At 67.0% G+C, this 16,546-nt stretch carries 17 protein-coding genes; 9 read left to right on the forward strand and 8 right to left on the reverse strand.

Going from position 1 to position 16,546, the window contains the following annotated elements:
• Positions 1–118: 118 nt before the first annotated feature.
• Both ACU18_RS07080 and ACU18_RS07085 read left to right on the forward strand, forming a co-directional pair.
• Positions 119–1,960 carry a gamma-glutamyltransferase family protein gene (locus ACU18_RS07080; protein WP_442853703.1) on the forward strand — a complete coding sequence of 614 codons (1,842 nt, stop codon included), beginning with the start codon at positions 119–121 and terminating at the stop codon, positions 1,958–1,960.
• Positions 1,961–2,088: 128 nt separating this feature from the next.
• Complete coding sequence (locus tag ACU18_RS07085; protein WP_082178218.1) at positions 2,089–2,748, forward strand: excalibur calcium-binding domain-containing protein; 660 nt, start codon at positions 2,089–2,091, stop codon at positions 2,746–2,748.
• 41 nt (positions 2,749–2,789) lie between these two features.
• Here ACU18_RS07085 and ACU18_RS07090 read toward each other — a convergent pair whose 3' ends face one another.
• The 4 genes from ACU18_RS07090 to ACU18_RS07105 form a co-directional block, all read right to left on the reverse strand.
• On the reverse strand, positions 2,790–3,560 hold the full coding sequence (locus ACU18_RS07090) for an SDR family NAD(P)-dependent oxidoreductase (RefSeq protein WP_050684834.1): 771 nt from the start codon (positions 3,558–3,560) through the stop codon (positions 2,790–2,792).
• A gap of 94 nt (positions 3,561–3,654) precedes the next feature.
• Entirely contained in the window at positions 3,655–4,917 is a 1,263-nt protein-coding gene (locus ACU18_RS07095) for a flavin-containing monooxygenase (protein WP_050684835.1), read from the reverse strand.
• Between the two features lie 2 nt (positions 4,918–4,919).
• On the reverse strand, positions 4,920–5,294 hold the full coding sequence (locus tag ACU18_RS07100; RefSeq protein WP_050684836.1) for a TfoX/Sxy family protein: 375 nt from the start codon (positions 5,292–5,294) through the stop codon (positions 4,920–4,922).
• 101 nt (positions 5,295–5,395) lie between these two features.
• Complete coding sequence (locus ACU18_RS07105) at positions 5,396–5,938, reverse strand: NUDIX hydrolase (RefSeq protein WP_197273535.1); 543 nt, start codon at positions 5,936–5,938, stop codon at positions 5,396–5,398.
• A gap of 263 nt (positions 5,939–6,201) precedes the next feature.
• Here ACU18_RS07105 and ACU18_RS07110 point away from each other — a divergent pair, with 263 nt between their 5' ends.
• Positions 6,202–6,804 carry a DUF6036 family nucleotidyltransferase gene (locus ACU18_RS07110; RefSeq protein WP_050684838.1) on the forward strand — a complete coding sequence of 201 codons (603 nt, stop codon included), beginning with the start codon at positions 6,202–6,204 and terminating at the stop codon, positions 6,802–6,804.
• Here ACU18_RS07110 and ACU18_RS07115 read toward each other — a convergent pair.
• A complete protein-coding gene (locus ACU18_RS07115) occupies positions 6,801–8,090 on the reverse strand; it encodes a diguanylate cyclase domain-containing protein (protein ID WP_050684839.1) in 1,290 nt (429 codons plus the stop codon). The two genes, ACU18_RS07110 and ACU18_RS07115, sit on opposite strands and share 4 nt — an antisense overlap.
• Positions 8,091–8,406: 316 nt before the next feature.
• Here ACU18_RS07115 and ACU18_RS07120 point away from each other — a divergent pair, with 316 nt between their 5' ends.
• Together ACU18_RS07120 and ACU18_RS07125 are read left to right on the forward strand one after the other, a co-directional pair.
• Entirely contained in the window at positions 8,407–8,610 is a 204-nt protein-coding gene (locus ACU18_RS07120; RefSeq protein WP_009372930.1) for a cold-shock protein, read from the forward strand.
• Positions 8,611–8,778: 168 nt separating this feature from the next.
• The gene (locus ACU18_RS07125; protein ID WP_050684840.1) at positions 8,779–9,180 is read left to right on the forward strand and encodes a (R)-mandelonitrile lyase; all 402 of its coding nucleotides are present in this window, start codon (positions 8,779–8,781) and stop codon (positions 9,178–9,180) included.
• 95 nt (positions 9,181–9,275) lie between these two features.
• Here ACU18_RS07125 and ACU18_RS07130 read toward each other — a convergent pair whose 3' ends face one another.
• Positions 9,276–10,010 carry a FadR/GntR family transcriptional regulator gene (locus tag ACU18_RS07130; protein WP_082178221.1) on the reverse strand — a complete coding sequence of 245 codons (735 nt, stop codon included), beginning with the start codon at positions 10,008–10,010 and terminating at the stop codon, positions 9,276–9,278.
• Positions 10,011–10,198: 188 nt separating this feature from the next.
• Between ACU18_RS07130 and ACU18_RS07135 the strand changes: the two genes are divergently transcribed.
• From ACU18_RS07135 to ACU18_RS07145, 3 genes are all read left to right on the forward strand, one after another.
• Positions 10,199–10,729 (forward strand): gluconokinase, encoded by a 531-nt coding sequence (locus tag ACU18_RS07135; RefSeq protein WP_050684841.1) that lies wholly within the window; start codon positions 10,199–10,201, stop codon positions 10,727–10,729.
• 43 nt (positions 10,730–10,772) lie between these two features.
• On the forward strand, positions 10,773–12,176 hold the full coding sequence (locus ACU18_RS07140) for a GntP family permease (protein WP_050684842.1): 1,404 nt from the start codon (positions 10,773–10,775) through the stop codon (positions 12,174–12,176).
• Positions 12,177–12,373: 197 nt separating this feature from the next.
• On the forward strand, positions 12,374–13,198 hold the full coding sequence (locus ACU18_RS07145) for an SDR family NAD(P)-dependent oxidoreductase (protein WP_050684843.1): 825 nt from the start codon (positions 12,374–12,376) through the stop codon (positions 13,196–13,198).
• Positions 13,199–13,203: 5 nt separating this feature from the next.
• Here the strand turns inward: ACU18_RS07145 and ACU18_RS19885 are convergent, their stop codons facing one another.
• Both ACU18_RS19885 and ACU18_RS07155 read right to left on the reverse strand, forming a co-directional pair.
• The gene (locus ACU18_RS19885; RefSeq protein ID WP_231686022.1) at positions 13,204–14,046 is read right to left on the reverse strand and encodes a hypothetical protein; all 843 of its coding nucleotides are present in this window, start codon (positions 14,044–14,046) and stop codon (positions 13,204–13,206) included.
• Between the two features lie 109 nt (positions 14,047–14,155).
• Positions 14,156–15,568 (reverse strand): aminotransferase-like domain-containing protein, encoded by a 1,413-nt coding sequence (locus ACU18_RS07155; protein WP_050684844.1) that lies wholly within the window; start codon positions 15,566–15,568, stop codon positions 14,156–14,158.
• On the opposite strand from ACU18_RS07155, the gene ACU18_RS07160 reads away from it, so the two are divergent.
• Positions 15,567–16,538 carry a DMT family transporter gene (locus tag ACU18_RS07160; protein WP_050684845.1) on the forward strand — a complete coding sequence of 324 codons (972 nt, stop codon included), beginning with the start codon at positions 15,567–15,569 and terminating at the stop codon, positions 16,536–16,538. The genes ACU18_RS07155 and ACU18_RS07160 overlap by 2 nt on opposite strands.
• The last annotated feature ends 8 nt before the right edge of the window (positions 16,539–16,546 follow it).

Here is a 16,546-nt window from a genome sequence, read left to right on the forward strand (position 1 = left end):
CGACCACCCATCAGCAGATGTAACCAACCTGCTGGCTGAGTACACCTAGGAGGGCGGTGGCCTGCGTGGCGGGTCATCTGGCGACCGCCAAGGGCGGGTGGAACACGGCGGGCTGCCTATGATCGAGGCACACCCGCCGCCTGCCGAAAGCGATTCCGTGACCTTCACCCCCGCGAGCAGCTTCACCACCCGGCCCACCCTGCAGGGCACCTTCGGGATGACGGCCTCCACGCACTGGCTGGCCACCGCGTCGGCGCAGGCCGTGCTGGAGCGCGGTGGGAACGCCTTTGACGCTGCCGTGGCGGGCGCCTTTGTCCTGCACATTGTGGAACCGCACCTGAACGGGCCCGGCGGGGACATGACCGGCGTGTTTGTCACCGCAGCCAACCCCTCCGAACCCGTGGTGCTGATGGGCCAAGGTCCTGCCCCGGCCGCTGCGACCCGCGAGCATTACCTGGCCGAGGGCCTTGAACTGGTGCCCGGCGCGGGTGCGCTCGCCGCCGCGGTGCCGATCGCCGTCGACGCCTGGCTCTTGCTGCTGCGCGACCACGGCACCTGGGAATTGGCAGACGTGCTGGCCTTCGCCATCGGGTACGCCCGGGACGGCCACCCCGTCCTGGAACGCGTGGGCAGCACCATCGCCACCGTGGCGGACCTTTTCGCCGAACACTGGCCGACGTCGGCAGCCCAGTGGATGCCGGACGGCCGGATTCCGCGGGGCGGGGACATTGTCCGGAACCTGCCGTACGCGGCGGTCCTGGACCGGCTGATTGCCGCAGGCGGCGCGGGCAGCCGCGCGGAACGGATCGACGCCGCCCGGCGTGAGTGGCGCGAAGGGTTTGTGGCGCAGGCCGCGGTGGCTTTCCTCGCCACGCCGCACCGGCATTCCTCCGGCACGGACCACGCCGGCGTCATCACAGAGGCGGACTTCGCCTCGTGTGCTGCGGGGTACGAACCGGCCGCCACGTTCGAATTCCGCGGGCTCACCATCGCCAAGACCGGACCGTGGGGGCAGGGGCCGGCACTGCTGCAGACCCTGGCCATCCTTGACGGGTTCGACGACGCGCACCTGGACCCCTCCACGGCACTCGGGGTGCACACCATCCTGGAAACGCAGAAGCTGGCCATCGCGGACCGTGAGGCCTTCTACGGGGACACCGGCGTCCCCCTCGACCACCTGCTCAGCCCGGCCTACACGGCGGAACGCCGGGCCCTGATCGGCGAACGCGCCTCGCACGATTTCCGTCCCGGGAGCGTCCCCGGCCACGAACCGTTCCTGCCGCCGCTGCGCACGGAGTACCTCCCGCCGTCGGCCGCTTCCACCGGGTTCGCCGGCGTGGGTGAACCGACGGTGGCGCCCACCGGCGAGACGCGCGGGGACACCTGCCACCTCGATGTGGTGGACCGGTGGGGGAACATGGTGTCGGCGACGCCGTCGGGCGGGTGGCTGCAGTCCTCGCCGACCATTCCTGAGCTGGGCTTCTGCCTGGGAACGCGGTTGCAGATGACCTGGCTGGAGGACGGTTCGCCGTCCACGCTCACGCCGGGCAAACGCCCGCGCACCACGCTGACGCCCACGCTTGTCCTGCGGGACGGGCAGCCGACGACGGCGCTCGGCTCGCCTGGCGGGGACCAGCAGGACCAGTGGCAGCTGCTGTATCTGCTGCGCACCATCGTGGGCGGGTACTCGCCGCAGCAGGCCATCGACGCGCCGGTGTTCCATACGACGTCGATCCCCGGCTCCTTCTGGCCGCGCACCTGGACGCCGGGCGGCGCCGTGGTGGAGGACCGGCTGGGGGAGTCCGTGATTGCGGATCTTATTGCCCGGGGCCACGTGGTGACCCGGGCGGGGGACTGGGCGCTGGGCCGGCTTTCCGCGGTGACGCGGGACCCCTCTTCCGGCGTACTGGGTGCTGCCGCCAACCCCCGCGGGGCCCAGGGTTACGCGGCGGGCCGGTAGGGGCTGTTGCGCACGGCTCGTTTGGAGTAATCTGCAGCGGCTTAGTAGTCTCTGACCTAGTTGGCCAACGGACATTTCTGGGCATTCTCGCCAGTCCGTGCAGAGCGCCACTCTTATTTGGGGGAACGTTGAAGAAGAATCTTGCTTTTGTTGTGCTCGCCGGGCTGTTGCTCACGGGTTGCGGAGGGGCAACGCAGGCCGCGGAGCCCACTACGGTGGCAACGCCGGTGGCGGACACCGAAGCCCTGGTCGAGTTGCCGGACGTTGTGGGGCTGACTCTGGACAAAGCCACCGATCAGCTCGAAAAGCTGAAATTCAAGGTCAAAGCAACAGATGTGAACGACGACAAGACCATCGTCAAAAAGAGCAACTGGCAGGTTGTCAGCCAGGACCCCGAAAGGCGAACCAAGCCCGCGGAGGGTTCAACCGTGAACCTCGGCGTCAAACACCTCACCGACGAAACCGCGACTCCCACGCCGACCCCGACTCCCACTGCGGCGCCCGCCGTCCAGGCGGAAGTTGTCACGCCTGCAGCGCCCCCTGTGGTGGTGGCACCGCCCGTTGTTGAAGCGCCTCCCGTTGTTGAAGCGCCTCCCGCCGCGCCTCCCGTAGTTGAGGCCCCGCCGGCCGTTGTTGCGCCGCCAGTTGTTGTGGCGCCGCCTGCTGCGGCCTACTACAAGAACTGTGATGCGGTGCGCGCGGCAGGCGCTGCCCCGATTCACAGCAGCCAGCCCGGATACGGCAAGCACCTGGACAAGGACGGCGACGGCTGGGGCTGCGACAAGTAGCCCATACCCTGCCGGCCGCAAACAGCGGGTTGGCCTGGCCATCAGGTGAGCAGGCGGACCCCTGTCATCCGGGCCAGAACTTCCAGGAGCTGGTCCTGGAAGCCGACGTCGCGGACTGCTGCGGCGATCGGGGCAGGACGGCGGTGGTGCCACACCGAACCGCTGCTGCCCGCTTCCGGACTGTCGCTGACGGCAAGCCATGACTGCGTCAGGTGGCCCTCAACGAGATCATCCGGCGCGGAGGGTCCACCCATGCGGGTGGGCACCCAGCCGGGATCGACTGCGTGGGTCAGGGTTCCTGGCCGGAGGCGGCCTACAGCGAGTGCAAGGGCAGTGACAAACAGCTTGCTGTCGCAGTACGCCTGGGTGCCGTCCCATTTCCTGGCGTCCCAGTCCATGTCGTCGAGTTGGCCGCTGCCGCCAAGGTGCATGTCGCTGGTGAGGTAGATCAGCCGCCCCGGATTCCGGATCAGGACAGTCAGCAGGTACGGCGCCAGGGTGTTAACGGCCAAGGTTCGGGGATGTCCGGCCTTGGTGGGGTTGCGATGTCCTTCGCCGTAGACGCCGGCGTTATGGATGACGGCGTCCATCCGACCCAGCTCGTTGACCTGCTCCGCGACGCTGCGGGCCTGCTGGGGGTCGGCAAGGTCGCCGATGACAACATCGGCACCCCGGCGCACCAGATCCGCCAGCGTGGCCGCGCGGCCGCTGTCGCGGGCATGGACCACCAGCCGGTGGCCCTCGCCTAGGAGGGTCTCAGCGGCAGCCCGGCCAAGACCTTGGGCGGAACCGGTAATAAAGATGCGGGCCATAGGGAGATCCTCAGGTTCTGGTCAGCGGAGCTGGCGATCAGCGCACGACAATACCCGTTTTGTCGCTGACCTTGTGGACGCGGGGCGGTAGGGCTCAGCCTGGCCGCGCCGCGAGGTGCTCCGCCACGTACCCAGCGTCCGGCCCAACGCCCGGCAGGGTTGCGGAAGCGTGGCGGGTAAGCCACGGCAGGCCGACGACGTAGAGTCCAGGCACCTTGGTGACGCCGCGGGTATGCAGGGGGTAGTTCCATTCGTCCAGTACCGGGACGTCCAGGAAGCCGAAGTCCAGGCTGTAGCCGGTGGACCAGACGATTGAGGTGACACCTGCGGCCTCGAGGTCCAGCCGGGCGCCGTCCGTGGCCGGCAGCCACGTGTCCACCGCGGGCTCCTCAATTTCCGGCGCGTTGAGGCCCGCCGCTTCGATATAGGCGTCGATGAGCCGCAGCCGGTGCCCGAATCCTCCCTCGACCTGCACAAGGCGTTCCGGCAGATCGTCCGTGAAGGTGAGCGCCCCGCCGTCGTCCATTCCCTCGAACCTGCCGTGCAGGTGCACGCCGCGTCGGCCCAGGTCACGGAGGTGGATGCTGTGGCCCCCGTTGTTCCCGGAGATCTGCGGGTTGCAGAACAGCCGGGCCGCGGGGGAGGGCAGCTGGTCCGCCTGGAGACCGGTGATGCCTGCCGCCGGTCCGTGGAGGTTGACCTGCCAGATCCAGTCGAAGAGGTCCTTGCCCCGGTAACGGCGCGGCGCTTCCGGGCAGGAAGAGGCCGAAAGGTGGACCTCACGTCCGGCGTCGAGCAGGTCCTCGGTGATCTGGCCGCCCGACTGTCCGGTGCCCACCACCAGGACTGCGCCCTGGGGCAACGCGGACGGGTTGCGGTAGTCGTGGCTGTGCAGCTGCGTGATGTTGCCGGGGATGCCGGCTGCGGCGGAGGGAATCCGTGGGTGCTGGAAGGCGCCGTTGGCCAGGACCACGTTGTTGGCGTGCCAGTGGCCCCGGGTCGTTTCCACGTTGAATCCGGTGCCGTCCTGCGAAACCCGGGTGACGGAAGTGCCCAACTGCAGCGGCGCTTGGATGCGCTCGCCGTACTCCCGGAAGAACCCGATGACGGTGTCCCGGGGCAGGAAACCGTCAGGGTCGCCGTCGTACGCCATTCCTGGGAGGGCCAACGCGAAGTTGGGCGTGTTCAGGTAAAAGGAGTCCCACCTGTCCTGCCACGCGCCGCCCAGGGTGTCGCGCCGGTCCAGCAGCAGATGGTCCACGCCATTTTGGGTGAGCCAGTAGCTGGTGGCGAGGCCTGCCTGGCCGGCGCCGATCACCAGTGTGTTGATGTTTGTGGCAGGGCCGGCGGGGGCCATTGCTACCTCCTGGCGGACTTGGTGCCGGCGGACTTGGGCTGCTTGGGCGGCAGCGATGCGATGTGTTCGTAGGCCTTGTCCGCCCAGGATCTGGCCTTGGCGGGCTGCTCATTCCACGCTTCCGGGAGTCCGGTGTAACCGCCCATGGGACGCTCCGGTGGGCCGAACGGGACGGTGCGTTCGGCGGCTTCGAGGGCAGCCCGGTCCCTCTCGGAGAGCTTCACGCCGATTGTGGCGCCGAACAGCCCGGCAAACATGTTGCCGTTCACGAAGGCCCCCAGGTTGCCGAACATCGGCTTGATCACCACGTCCGGATGGTCCGGGACGATGGCGCGGAAACGGTCCTTGTCGGCGTCGGAGGCTTTGGGCATTTCCATGGTGCTTCTCCCGGTTGCAGATCCCTGCTGGATGCAGGATATGCCTGTTGGCGGGCCCGGTCGAGGGGCGCCGGCAGCCACCGTCTTTGGGGTCGCAAGTCCTACGGGGCGGTTAGAAGTTTGCGGACGCAGTCACGGAGATCTGCGAGAACCTGGGTTTCGGGAGTGCTGCGCGCGAAGGCCGCCATACCGCGGCAGGCAAGTCCGGCGTCCGTGAGTTCCCCGCTGACAAGAAAATCCATAAGTTCCCCAACGGGAAGAAGGCGAACGTGGCCTGATTCAGAATCATCCCAGGCCGTCTCAGATGCCTCCGCCGCGTTGGCAACGATGAGGAGATGCTTACGTCTCGGCGAGTTCGCAGCCCACCACTCCGAGCCGGCGTAGAAGGCTGATTCTGAGTGATAGCCGGTTTCTTCCCGTAATTCCCGAAGGGCTGCATCTGCGGGTTGCTCGTTGCTGTTGAGGTATCCCCCCGGGAGTTCAAGTAAGGCCTTCCCGGGTCCAACGCGGAACTGTTCGAAAAGGACAACGTGACTTGCTGCAGGGGTGAACGCAAGGGTTGCGGCCGAATCACGGCCGGCAATGACGTCCCAGTCGGTCACGGCCCCATCCGGCTCTTCGTAGGTATCACGGTTGATCGTCACGAAGCCCTTGTATGCCGTCCTCGTTCGGACCTTTTGCCACGTAGCGGGAACAGACACAGTGCTCCTTTCTGAGTGACCGGCGGTCAGTTAACCATCAAACTCAAGAGTCTAGACACACAAGCCGGGCTGTCCGCCAAGGAGTTTCCTGGCTTCGCTGCTCCGCGCAGCAGCCTGCCGGGTGATCCGCAGGTTGCGCAGGTATCATGCACCTATGTGTGACGCGGCGCCCCGGCTACGGGTTGCGAAGATGACGGCCGGGCATTGTGCTGCGGTCTGATCTTGGCCCTGCCATCGCTGCGGCCACGGCGATTATCCAGCACCCCCGCGTCCTGGTCATGGGCAGCCAGTCGCTTCTGGGTTCCTTCCCCGAGGACCAGTTGCCGGTCTCCGTCACCATGGCCACTCGCGTGGCCGTCGCCCCCTTTGGGACGGGCAACGACGACGCCCTTGCGGACCAGCTCAGTTACGAAGCCGGCGAATCGTCCGAATTCCACGCGGCCAACGGCTTTTACCTAGAGGGTGCACGCCCGCGGACTGCGATCCTGCCGCGGGGTTGGGAAAACCGGCTGGTTCCTTTCCGGTCCGCAGGGGAAGCCACCGGCCTGTGCCTCGATCCGCATGATCTGTGCGCCGCCAAACTGATGGTGCACCGGCCCAACGACCTGGAGCTTGTCCGGGCCCTGGTGGAGCTGGAACTTGTGGCCCCGGAAACCCTGGCGGAGCGGCTGGCTGCGATCCAGCCGGACGCACACGCCGACGCTTCCAGCGTGGCTGTACTGGACGGGAAACGCCGGCTCACACTGGCTTTTGTGGCCAGGGAAGGCCGCGAGCGGGCAGAATCCGCACGACGGCGGCTGCCGGACTAAGTGCCGTGGACCTCGAACCGGGCCTTGCCGCCAAGTTTTGCCCGGTACATCGCAGAGTCCGCTTGCCGCAGCAGCTCAGTGACGTCAGCGGTTTCCGCCGTGCGTTGGGCAACGCCCATGCTCAAGGAGATCCACAGCGTGCGCCCGCTGACGACAAAAGGCTCGTTGAGGGCGGTGTTGATCCGCCCGGCGATCCTTTCCGTCCCCGCGGTGGTGCCGCCGTCGTCCGCAACAACGACGGCGAACTCGTCGCCTCCCAGCCTCACCACCAGGTTGTCCGCTCCCACGCAGTCCCGCAGGCGGTGCCCCAGCTGGACCAGGAGGGCGTCGCCTCCTTCGTGGCCCAGTGAATCGTTGACTTCCTTGAAATCGTCAATATCGATGAACAGCAGGCCCTCCCGCGTGCTGGTGTCCGGATCGACGGGGGCGGCCAGGCGTTCAGCCAGTGCCGCGCGGTTGCCAAGCCCGGTGAGCTCGTCATGGGTGGCCCGGTAGGTCAGGGCTGTGTGGCTTTCCTGGAGTGCGGACGCCATCTTGTTGAACGCCGCCGTGACCTCACCCAGTTCATCGCTGCGGGCCACCGGCAGCCTGTGCGTGTAGTCGCCGGACTGCAGTTTCATGACGCCCTGGCGGAGCGCGTTGAGGGGGCGGGTCAGGTGCACTGTCATCCGCCGCCGGAAATACAAGGTGGCGCCGATGGCAACAACAAACAGTCCCAGCCGGCCCGCCGAGATGAGGCGTTCCATGGCCCGTGTGTCCACAAGCCCGGAATCGAGGGCCTGCAGGGAAGACTGTTGTACCGCCGCCAACTGGGACCGTACGTCCGCGCCGGTTTCGGCCAGCAGCGCTGGTCCCTGGCTACCGGCGGGACTTGACCCGGCACCATTCCAAAGGCCTGCCTGTTCCATGCCGGTTTGCCATCGTTGCCGGGCGCGCTCCAGGGCGGCCAGCCGGCCGGCGTCGTCAGGTCCTGCCGCAGCGGCCGCCTCGAAAAGGCGACCGACCTCTGCCTGTCCCTGGCTGAAAGCCCCGCGCTCCGGACTGGCAGCCGCCAGCAATCGGTAACCGGACCTTTCGTGCGCTTCCAGTGCCTCGCTGAGGCCTGCAACACTGGCGTACTCAACCTGAAGGCGCATGGCTGCGTCCTCCATCCCGTTCACCACGAACCTCACGCCAACAATGGTGATAGCGGCGCCCGCCATCAGTGCCACGAGCATCATCGTGAACACGCGGGACCATTCCCGCTGGAGGCTCCACCTGCGTGGCTTGCGGCGGGCGTTATTCATGGGTGTCCTTGGACCGGTGGATGTTATGCCTAAGTTACAGGGTGCCCGCCGGCGCATCCGACCACTGCGCACTGGCTGTGGCGCGGGGGAGCAAGGCCTGCTGAGAGGCCCCTGAGGCGGCTGTGTGACGCACGTGGCTCGCTGTTCCCGGAAAATCCTGTAGTGTTGATCCTGTTGTTGTGTTTATGCAGTTGGTAGTTCAGGCAGTACGCGCGGTCGAAAGTCCGCGTTCTTCTGAAGTAGCGGTTTTGAACACCCCACACCGGAGGGCCCGAAAGTCGGGACTTTCCCTCCACCTTCACGAAGGACAAAAATAATGGCTACTGGTACCGTCAAATGGTTTAACGCTGAAAAGGGCTTCGGCTTCATTTCCCCCGATGACTCCTCACAGGACGTCTTCGCACACTACTCCGCAATCAACTCGAACGGCTTCCGTTCACTCGAAGAGAACCAGAAGGTTTCCTTCGACACCGAGCAGGGCCCCAAGGGTCCCCAGGCCACCAACATCCAGGCTCTCTAATTCCTTAGAGTTCCGGGACCGTTAGGTTTCTTGAAGCAGGGTCTGCCTCCGGGCAGGCCCTGCTTTTGTTAACCCGGGCGTGCTGCATCAGGGGCGCCTAAGGGGTAATGCCAGTACTTGTTACGCCAGGGACTCCCACCGCCGGGCCCGGTGTGGTGTGGTGGAACGGTGAATATCGAACCGAGTACCCCCACCGCAAAGAACCCGCCCGCACAGTTTGCCGGTGACGTCTGGCTGGACGTGATCGCTGCACCCCATGAGGCGGACCAGCGCATGGTGGTTGCCACCGTGAAGTTCGCGCCAGGAGCCCGCACCGCCTGGCACTCCCATGCCCGCGGCCAGTACCTGCGCGTCACCCGCGGCGTCGCCCGCTTCGGCGACCGCGAGGGCAACATCATCGAGGTCCACGCCGGCCAGACGCTCTACACCCCGCCCGGCCAGGACCACTGGCACGCCTCCGCGCCCGGCACCTTCATGGAACACATCGCCATGCTGGAAAACGCCGACGATCCGGCCAACACCACCGACTGGAAAGAGCACGTCACCGACGACCAGTACAACGGCCGCTGAGCCGCCCCGCTGCCCGGCCCCGCGCAAGCGGAGGCTGGGCGGCGCCGGTTCCGCGGGATTAGCCGTCGCAGCGCCCTGGCCGTTCGCGAAGCCGGCTAGAGGAGGCCCATCGCCTCGCGGACCTCAAACAGGATGTGGAGCATCGCCTGCTCGGCTGCCACAGTGTCACCGCCGGCAACGGCGGCAGCTACATCCTCGTGGGCCTGCAGTGCCTCGTTCCGCGGTTTGAAGGGCATCAGTCCCTGCTTGGTCCGGCTGGTGAGGACCTCGGCCACCATTCCCTCCAAAGCCCGGAACATTTCATTGCCGCAGGACCGGAGCAAGAGCTGGTGGTACTCGATGTCCACGGCGAGGAAGGCCTGAAGGTCGCCCGCCTCTCCCAGCCGGCGCAGGTCTCCAGCCAGGGAAACAAGCTGCGCGCGCTCCGCCGCAGACGCGCGGCGGGCGGCGCCGGCCGCGGCAATGGGTTCCACGGCGATCCGCAGCTCTGTAAGGCTGGCGTACTGCAGCTCGCGGCGGTCCGAGGCCAACCGCCACCGCACCAGCTTGGGGTCAAACACATTCCACAGGCTGCGTTCCTGCACCACGATGCCCACCCGCCGCCGGGAGTACACCAGGTTCATCGACTCCAGCACCTTCATGGTGTCCCGCGCAACGGTCCGCGAGATCCCGTACTCCTGCTGCAGGCCCTCCAGCGTCAATCGGCTCCCCGGCGGAAGGCTCCCTGACGCGATGGCCACGCCAACCGCCTCCAAAACCCTGCCCTGCATGGCGGGGGAGGCCCCGCCGTCGTCCGCGTTATCTGCATCCCCAACTGTCGCCGTCGACATCTGCCCGCCTCTCTCCGCGCCGCAGCGCCCTCCTAGAATACCGAAAATTCGTAAAGGTATGACTTGTGACACGAAAAGATAGTATCTATTAGCCTAAAAGGTGATACCTTATGACTCAGCCCACTGCTAAAGGGGCCGTTACTAAGCTTGCTTCGACAGCCAAAGACGTCTTTCCTCGGAGGTATGACATGCAGTATCCCCCCACGCATCTGGTGGTCATGGGCGTAGCCGGATCCGGAAAATCGACCCTGGCCGCTGCCCTGTCGCACCAACTGGGCTGGGCCTGCGCCGAAGCGGACGAATTCCACCCCGAAACAAACATCGCCAAGATGACCCAGGGAATCGCGCTCCAGGACGAGGACCGATGGCCCTGGCTGGCGAAGATCCAGGAATGGATGAGTTCGCAGGCCGCAGCAGGCCACAGCACCGTCCTGACCTGCTCCGCGCTCAAGCAAAGCTATCGCCGGCTGCTGGCCGGGGCTCAGGGACGCGTCATTTTCCTGCACCTTGACGGTGGCGCCGACCTCCTGAGCAAGCGGATGCAGGGACGTGAAGGCCACTTCATGCCGCCCACCCTCCTGCCCAGCCAGCTCGCCACCCTGGAGCCGCTCAGCCAGGAGGAGCTCGACGCCGGCAGCCTCCGCCTCGATATCTCGCAGTCACCCGAGGAGCTGGTTGCCGCCGTTGTGGCCGCGCTTAAGCTCCCCGTCACCCACTGACCTTCCGCATCACCCCTTTATCCCACTGTTTCAAAGGAGAATCATGACCATCGAAGGATGGACTCAAACGCTGGGCGCAGGCCCCCTGCTGCTCATCGCAGCGGCAGCGATCGTTGTGCTGCTGTTCCTGATCATCAAGCTGCGCATCCACGCCCTGATTGCGCTGATCATGGTCAGCCTGGGTACCGCGTTCGCCACCGGCATCCCCGCCAACCAGGTGGTTCCTGTCCTGATCAACGGCTTCGGCACCACCCTGGGCACCGTGGCGCTCCTGGTGGGCCTCGGCGCCATGCTGGGCCGCATTGTGGAAACCTCCGGCGGCGCCAAAGTGCTCGCCGACTACCTCATCGGCGTGTTCGGTGAAAAGCGCGCCCCGTTCGCGCTGGGCCTGGCCTCGCTGATCTTCGGCTTCCCCATCTTCTTCGACGCCGGCCTGGTGGTTATGCTGCCCGTGGTCTTCGCCGTGGCAAACCGCCTGGGCGGCGGTGTGCTGCGGTACGGGCTTCCCGCCGCCGGTGCGTTCTCCGTGATGCACATCTTCCTGCCGCCGCACCCGGGCCCGGTCTCTGCAGCCGCGTTCTTTGAGGCCAATGTTGGCCTGGTCATGATCGCTGGCCTCATCACTGCCATCCCCACCTGGTACGTCACCGCTTACCTCTACGGCCTCTACACCGGCAAGAAGCTGGTCCTGCCCGTCCCGGAACTCCTGGGCCACGCATCCGTCGAAGCAGAGCAGAACCCGCCGAAATTCCGCACCATCGTTGGCCTGCTGCTGCTCCCGCTGATCCTGATTTTCCTCAACACGGGCCTGAATACCCTCGCTTCCTCCGGCGTCCTGTCCGAGGACGTCAAGAAGGAACAGTGGTTCCAGATCCTGCGCACCCTGGGCGAAACCCCGGTGGCGCTGCTCATCGCCGTTCTCGTGGCCCTGTTCGTCCTGGGCGCCCGCCGCGGCAGGGACAGCGGCGACCTCGAGAAGCTGCTCGAATCCTCCCTCGGCCCGGTTTGCTCCGTCATCCTGATCACCGGCGCCGGCGGCATGTTCGGCGGCGTCCTGCGCACCTCCGGCATCGGCCAGGCGCTGGCAGATGTGCTGGGCAACCTCGGTATCCCGCTGATCCTGGCCGGCTTCCTCATCTCCGCGATCCTGCGCATCGCCCAGGGTTCCGCCACGGTGGCACTGACCACCACGGCAGGGCTGATCGCTCCGGCCGTGGCCCTGGCCGGGCTGAACGGCATGCAGGTGGCTGCGCTGGTCATTGCCGTGGCTGCCGGCTCGGTTGTGGTCTCGCACGTCAACGACTCCGGCTTCTGGCTGGTGGGCCGCTTCTTCGGCATGGACGTCAAAACCACCCTGAAAACCTGGACCGTGATGGAAACCCTGATCGGCGTGATGGGCTTCGGCATCGCGGCGGCCATCTTCCTGGTGGCGGGTGTGGGCGGCTGACCTTCCGTACCTCCCGCCCAACTGACTCGCAGTTGTTGTCGTTTTGGGCCCTCAAAACGACAACAACTGCGACCTAGTTGGGTGGGGGAGCGCAGCGGCGGGGCGACAGGTGGGAACACCTGTTGCCCCGCCTTCGTTGTCCCAAGGGCAACGTGCTTTCCCCCAAGCGCGTCTTCGCCCCAACCAAAGGACACACCTTGACTCCTCGCACCATTGTGATCACCGGCGCCAGCGACGGCATCGGCGCAGCCGCCGCCCGGACGCTGGCCAAAGCGGGGGACACTGTGGTTGTGGTGGGCCGTTCCGCGGAAAAGACCAGCAGCCTGGCCCGTGAAATCGGCGCTGATTACTTCCTGGCCGACTTCGCTGACCTCGCCCAGGTCCGCCGGCTCGCTGCTGAGCTGTCGGAAAAGTACCCGCGGATCGACGTCCTGGCCAACAACGCCGGCGGCATCATGGGCAAGCGCACCCTCACCGTGGACGGCAACGAAGCCACCTTCCAGATCAACCACCTGGCCCCGTTCCTGCTGACCTCGCTGCTGATGGACACCCTGATCGCCAGCAACGCCAAGGTCATCAACACCTCCAGCGCTGCCAACGGCTTCGGCAAACTGGACCTGTTCGATCTCACCTCCGAGCAGGGCTATTCCACCAACCGTGCGTACGGCACCGGCAAACTCGCCAACATCCTCTTCACCACCGAACTGCACCGCCGCTTCAGCGCCCAGGGAATTTCGACGGCGGCCTTCCACCCGGGCGTGGTCCGCACCAACTTCGCGGCCGAGTCCACCAGCCCCATGCGGCACGCGTACAAAACGATCCTTAACCGTTTTATGCTCACCCCGGACCAAGGCGCAGACACCCTGTTGTGGCTCATCAATGGCACGGCCGGCACCGACTGGATTTCCGGGCTGTACTACGCCAAGCGTGCACTCGCGAAGGCCAACAAGCAGGCGTACGACGCCGAACTGGCCCGCGCCCTCTGGGACAAGAGCGAAGAGCTGGTCAAAGCCTCTGTCTGAAGGACCTAGCTTTCACAGCCGAAGCCGTCGCCATCCCTGTCCAGCCCATAGATGTCGCTGCCAATGACGCTGACAGGGCCCTGGACGTAAGCGGGTCCGTTTCCGCTTCCGCCGGCACAGTCAACGTCCGAGGCGATGGGGACGCAGCCTGAATAGTTGGGATCGCAGCCAGACGCCGCCGCAGGTGCTGCCGGAGCTGCCCGCTGCGGCGGCACAGCGGCTGCGGCTGCTGCCTGGGCGGCCGCTGCGTCCCGGGCGGCCTGGGCCTGGGCCTCGGCCGCTGCCTGCTCAGCCGCTGCCTTTTCTGCCGCTGCCTGCTCCGAGGCGGCCTGCTCGGCAGCCGCTTTGTCGGCCGCTGCCTTTTCTGCCGCAGCCCGCTCTGCCGCTGCCTTCTCGGCGCCCGCTTTGTCAGCCGCCGCTTTGTCAGCCACCGCTTTGTCCGCGGCGGCCTTCTCTGCTGCTGCCTTGCTGGCGGCGGCAGCCACCAGCTTTGTGGTCAGGCTCCGGGCCGCCGATTCCTCCAGCCACACCAGCTTCCCCGTCTCATCCCTGGTGCACACATAAGTGTCTCCGTCCGACGCCCGCTGGCCATCCACGGGGGCGCACGCAGTGTTGGCGATCGGCAGGGCGGTGGCAGACGGTGTTGCCGTGCTGGTTTCCGCCGTGCCGCCCGCAGTACTGAGCGAGGCGGTGGACCCGCCGCAGCCGGCGAGGAGCACCGCCGTCGCAATCATGGCCACTGTGATGAACGCCGTTTGGGCGGGTTCCCGCCCCGTTAGTCCGGCCGGCACGGCGGCGTTGAGGTGCCGGGCAGGGCCCGCCCAAGCCCGGTTTGAATGCGCAGTCACTTTGTCCCCCAGGTCCTGCCGGATGCGATTTTACGGCCAGCGTAGCCGTCGTCCACAGCTGGAAAGCGGGTCAGGCGCAAATCTTGAGCCATTCCTTGGGGAGCGGCCGTCAGCGCCCGTTCCGGGCCAGTGCCTCGCCGATCACCTTGGCCCCGGCCGGGTAGGCGCCCGGGTTTGGTCCGGCGTAGTTGAGCCGGATGAACGGGCCGGCGGGCTCGGCAGGGAACCACTCTGTGCCTGCAGCGATGAACACCCCGGCGTCCTCGCAGTCCCGGGCCAGGCGGCCCAGGTCCGTGCCATCCGGCAGGCGGAACCACAGGTTCAACCCGCCCTTGGGCAGCAGCTCCAGATGAGCGCCCGGGGCGTGCTCGCGCATGCTGGTGACCAGCAGGTCCCGGCGCGACTGCAGCTGCTGGCGCAGGCTCCGCAGATGCGACTGCCAGCCGGGCTGGGTCACCACGTCCAGGGCGGCAGCCTGCAGCAGCCCGCTGACGTACATCGACTCGGCCGCCCGGTGCGCCAGGATCCGTTCCCGGGCCGGACCGCGGGCCACCACGGCCGCGATCCGGATGGCCGTGGACACGCTTTTGGTCAAGGAGCGGAGGTAGACCACGTGCCCGGCATCATCCCGGGCCGCCACGGGCACGGCCTGTGAGGTGATACCAAAATCGTGCGCCCAGTCGTCCTCCACCATAAACGCGCCATGCCGCCGGACCACCGTAAGGATCTCCTCGCCGTGACCCGGTGCCCACTGCGCGCCGGACGGGTTTGAGTAGTTGGGCTGCGCGTAGAACACCCTGGCCCCGGATTCCGTGAACGCCCGGTCCAGTTCCACCGGGTCCGGGCCGTCCGGTCCGCTGCGCACCGGCACCAGCCGTACTCCCGTCTGGGTTGCCGCCAGGATGGCGCCCCAGTAGCTGGGCGATTCGATCAGCAGCGGCTGCCCCGCACCCACCAGCGCCCGGAAGATGGAGCTGAGCCCGCTCTGGCTTCCTGGCAGGACAATCACGTCGCTGGGCATGGGCGCCGTGATCCCGGCCGGGGCGGCGGAGCCCAGCTCGTGCGCAAACCAGGTCTGCAGCTCCGGCAGGCCGGCGGCCGGCGGCCGGAACAGCGCCGCGTCGCCGCGTGCCGCCCGCGTCAGGGCGGTGCGCACCAGGCGCTCCGGCAGCAGCTCCCGGTCCGGGTAGCCGGAGTGGAACGTGATGGCGTCGTTGGGCACGTTCCGCATAGTGCCGGACGACGGCGGCAGCACCGTTTGCGGGGATCCCAAAGCCGCCGTCTGCCAGCCGTAGTCCGCGGGCCGCACGGCGCGGACCGCCCGGACAAACGTTCCGACGCCGGGCCGGCTTTCGATCAGTCCCTCCCCAGTCAACACCTGCAGGGCCTTCTGCACCGTCACCGGACTGGCCTGGTATTCGGCTACGAGGGAGCGCGTGGACGGCAGCTGGGCACCGGGCGCAGCCTGCGAAATCCACTGCTTGAGGGCCCAGACGATCCGCGAACTGCTATCGTTGTTCATGAGAGAACATAGTAGCGCTACTATCGAAAAGCGGCCACCGGTACTGCCGCATCAAGGTAACGGTATTTGGTGGGGCCTCCTCGGAGTGGTGGCATTTTCCTTCACGGTTCCCTTCACACGTGTGGCCGTGGCCAGCCTGTCGCCGCTGTTCATCGGCTCCGGCCGCGCCGTCATCGCCGGGATCCTGGCCGGCGCTGCCCTCGTCCTCACCAGGCAGCGTTTGCCGTCCGCCGCTATCCTGGCCCGGCTGGCACTCGTCGCGGGCGGTGTGGTGATCGGCTTTCCGTTCCTGACCTCCTTTGCGCTTACCGACGTGCCCGCCAGCCACGGCGCCGTGGTGATCGCGCTCCTGCCCGCCGCCACCGCCACCGCGGCCATCCTGCGCACCGGTGAGCGTCCGCCCACCACATTCTGGCTGGTCATTGCGCTGGGCTCGCTCGCCGCCGTGGGATTCGCGTTCCTGCAGTCCGGCGGGGCCGGCCAGTGGCGATGGGCGGACCTGCTCCTGCTGGGCGCCGTGGTCTCCGCCGCCATCGGGTATGCGGAAGGTGGCCTGCTGGCCCGCGAGATTGGCTCCTGGCAAACCATCGCCTGGGCCCTCATCCTGGCCCTGCCCCTGATGCTGCTGCTCGCCGGGATTGCCGCGGCTGCCCAGCCTCCTGTGGCCACGCCTGTCCAGTGGGCTGCGTTCGGGTACCTGGCGGTGGTCAGCATGTTCCTCGGTTTCCTGGCCTGGTACCGCGGGCTGGCCATCGGTCCCATCGCCCGGGTCAGCCAGATCCAGCTCATCCAGCCCGTCCTGAGCATCTGCTGGGCCGCTTTGCTGCTGGGGGAGGCGTTGCCCTGGACCACCTGGGTTGGCGGCCTGGCAGTTGTCGCCTGCGCCGGCGCCGCCGTCCGGGTCCGCCTCGGCAGCCCCACCCCAAACGGCAGTCCGAGCCCAAAAAGCAGTCCCACCCCGACCCGCTGAACCCACCA

The sequence above is a fragment of the Arthrobacter sp. ZBG10 genome (assembly GCF_001238605.1).
Taxonomy (GTDB): Bacteria; Actinomycetota; Actinomycetes; order Actinomycetales; family Micrococcaceae; genus Arthrobacter.